4 protein-coding genes are annotated in these 2673 nt (G+C 43.1%); 2 read left to right on the top strand and 2 right to left on the bottom strand.

The window, feature by feature from the left end; genetic code table 11:
* Positions 1-41 precede the first annotated feature (41 nt).
* Positions 42-998 (bottom strand): FKBP-type peptidyl-prolyl cis-trans isomerase, encoded by a 957-nt coding sequence (locus CHU92_RS01045; RefSeq protein WP_129582969.1) that lies wholly within the window; start codon positions 996-998, stop codon positions 42-44.
* Positions 999-1077: 79 nt separating this feature from the next.
* On the opposite strand from CHU92_RS01045, the gene CHU92_RS01040 reads away from it, so the two are divergent.
* A complete protein-coding gene (locus CHU92_RS01040; protein WP_094411726.1) occupies positions 1078-1467 on the top strand; it encodes an RNA-binding S4 domain-containing protein in 390 nt (129 codons plus the stop codon).
* 26 nt (positions 1468-1493) lie between these two features.
* On the top strand, positions 1494-1982 hold the full coding sequence (locus tag CHU92_RS01035; RefSeq protein ID WP_094411724.1) for a phosphoribosyltransferase domain-containing protein: 489 nt from the start codon (positions 1494-1496) through the stop codon (positions 1980-1982).
* Here CHU92_RS01035 and CHU92_RS01030 read toward each other — a convergent pair.
* A complete protein-coding gene (locus CHU92_RS01030; protein ID WP_094411722.1) occupies positions 1975-2493 on the bottom strand; it encodes a shikimate kinase in 519 nt (172 codons plus the stop codon). The two genes, CHU92_RS01035 and CHU92_RS01030, sit on opposite strands and share 8 nt — an antisense overlap.
* Between the last annotated feature and the right edge of the window lie 180 nt (positions 2494-2673).

The raw sequence follows: 2673 nt of genomic DNA, 5'->3' as shown, positions 1-2673 counted from the left end.
GTTAATATTAAAATATCCCGCCATGGCGGGATATTTTAATATTAACAACTACTGTTTAAATATCTTGGGACAGCAGGATTGTTATGACATGGCGGCAGGTTGAGTTCATCTTTAGTAGGGATACCATCACCATCATCGTCAGTATCAAGGTAGTTTTTGATACCATCATTGTCGGTATCCAGATCTTCCGGCGATCCGGTGCCCTGTTTTTCATTTTTTGTCAAAATTCCGTCGTTATCATCGTCAACATCCCTGTAATTGGCTATGTCATCATCATCGCTGTCATAATCATCAATATCAGCGAAACCACCTGTTTCATTGACAGAAAGTACTCCATCACGGTCATTATCTGCCCGCTGTATGGCAAAAAGCTTGAAACTGAAAATGAGGCTGGAATAAGACGGGATCCCCACCCTTGAAATATTATAGTAACCGAGGCCAGAAGGAAGGAACATTACGCCTGCCCCGTAATCGGAAAACGAAGCCGGGTCCTGGGGATTGGTATTGGTTTCTATACCTGCTTTAAACAAGGGTATGATTTCCTGCCATCCTTCAATAGTTGAAAGCAGGGAAGAATAATTGGCGGGGAAAGGTACATAAGTGAATTGTTCAGTATCGAGCCTGATACCTCTGTAAGATATAAAGACATTATCAGCCTTAATCGGGGCACTGCCTACACCTTCATTGAAAGTAATATAATAAACCGTATAATCTACATTATTACTCCTCACGATTTTCTGCTGTAGCGGATACTCTGTCTGGTCCCAGATGGAAACCTGCGGCGTATCAGGCCCTATAGAGTCAATAACAACATCCCAGGTAGTTTCATCGACAACCATATAGGTTTTCTTGAGGAAATTTTCTATATCGGCTTTCTCAGACGCATACTGCACCGCATAATCCCTTGGCGGGGCTTCTCCGTTATTATTGTCCGGGCTGCACGATATGACATATACCGAAAGAGCCATCAGAACCCAACCCTTTAAAATTCTCTTCATTTTAATTTTTTTTAATGGCGCAAGATACGATTTTCCTGTATTTTTGTATGGCTAATAACAGCGATTTTTAGGATTTAGTATGAGGATTGATAAATATTTATGGTGTGTCCGCTACTATAAAACCCGCAGTATTGCCACTCAGGCATGCCAGAAAGGGCATATAACTGTCAACGGCCAGCAGGCAAAACCTTCAAGGGAAGTTTTCCCCGGTGATAAGGTTGCTGTACGTAAAGACCAGATAAATTATACACTTACTGTACTCGATGTACCGCCCAACCGTGTAGGGCCAAAGCTGGTAGATATTTACCGTAAAGACGAAACCCCGGCCGAAGCTTTCGGGCACCTTGAAATGCTCAGGCTTTCCAAAGAACATTACAGGGCTAAAGGTACCGGCAGGCCCACAAAGAAAGATAGGCGCGACCTTGACGGTTACGAAATTGGCGCTGCTGACGACGACTTGGACTTGTAGCAGTATTTACATAAAATAACTATAGTATGAATATTATTCTTACCAGGAATGAAATAGAACATAAGATACGGCGGATAGCTTACCAGGTATATGAAACCTTTGCCGATGAGCAGGAAGTGGTGATTTCCGGCATTGCGGGCAACGGCTATATTTTTGCCAAAAAAATAGGCGCCCAGCTTGAGGATATATCCGGGCTGACCGTTACCCTGTGCGAGGTGAGGATAAATAAGCAAAACCCGCTTGAAAAAGTAGAAACATCATTGCCATCGGAAGCTTACGCTAACAAATGCCTGGTACTTGCTGATGATGTGCTGAGCACTGGTACCACTCTTATATATGGTGTAAAACATTTTCTTGAAGTCCCGCTAAAGAAATTCAAAACAGCTGTGCTGGTTGACCGTAATCATAAGCAATACCCTGTTAAGGCCGATTTTAAAGGGCTTTCGCTGTCTACATCTTTGCAGGAGCATATACAGGTAGTGTTTGGGGAGGAAGAATATGCCAGCCTTAGCTAACAAGCTGAATGATTTGTTCTACTACCGCACCGGGTGTTTTATCATCTACGTTTATGATATGTTTTGCCTGGTAGTAGTACCAGCTGCGGTCAAAAAGATGCTTGGCGACAAATTCCCGAAAGGTTCCGCCGTCCTGACCTGCCACCTGTGGCCGGTATGCGGTATTGCCTTGAAGGCGCTTCACAAGCTCATCGATGCCTGCTCTCAGGTAAACTGACACTACATCATCACGCCTTAGGAACAAATGATTGTTAGCATAACAGGGTGTGCCGCCGCCCAGGCTCAATACAAAGCTGTCGCCGGTGTCCAAAATGGTTTTTAACAGCTCATGTTCTGTTTTCCTGAAATAGACTTCGCCCTTTTCGGTAAACAATTGAGGGATTGATTTTGCTGTATGCCGTTCCATAAGGGTATCAAGGTCATAATGCTTTAGGCCGAGTGTAAGTGCAGCTAATGAGCCTGTTGTGGTCTTGCCGGAAGCCATATAGCCGGCTAAAATTATCTTTTTCATATAATAATACCTTACAAGCGAAGGCGTTATACAAACACATTTAAAAAAACTCAAATTTATAACATTTTCGCTTTGAATAATAAATAATACATCCGTATATTTGCACCCGCATTCAGGAAGTGATAATTTTCAGGACTTGGTAGCTCAGCCGGTAGAGCACATCACTTTTAATGATGGGGT

This window comes from Flavobacterium cyanobacteriorum (assembly GCF_002251835.1).
Classification (GTDB): domain Bacteria; phylum Bacteroidota; class Bacteroidia; order Flavobacteriales; family Flavobacteriaceae; genus Flavobacterium; species Flavobacterium cyanobacteriorum.
This window is presented reverse-complemented; position numbering and strand designations above follow the sequence as displayed.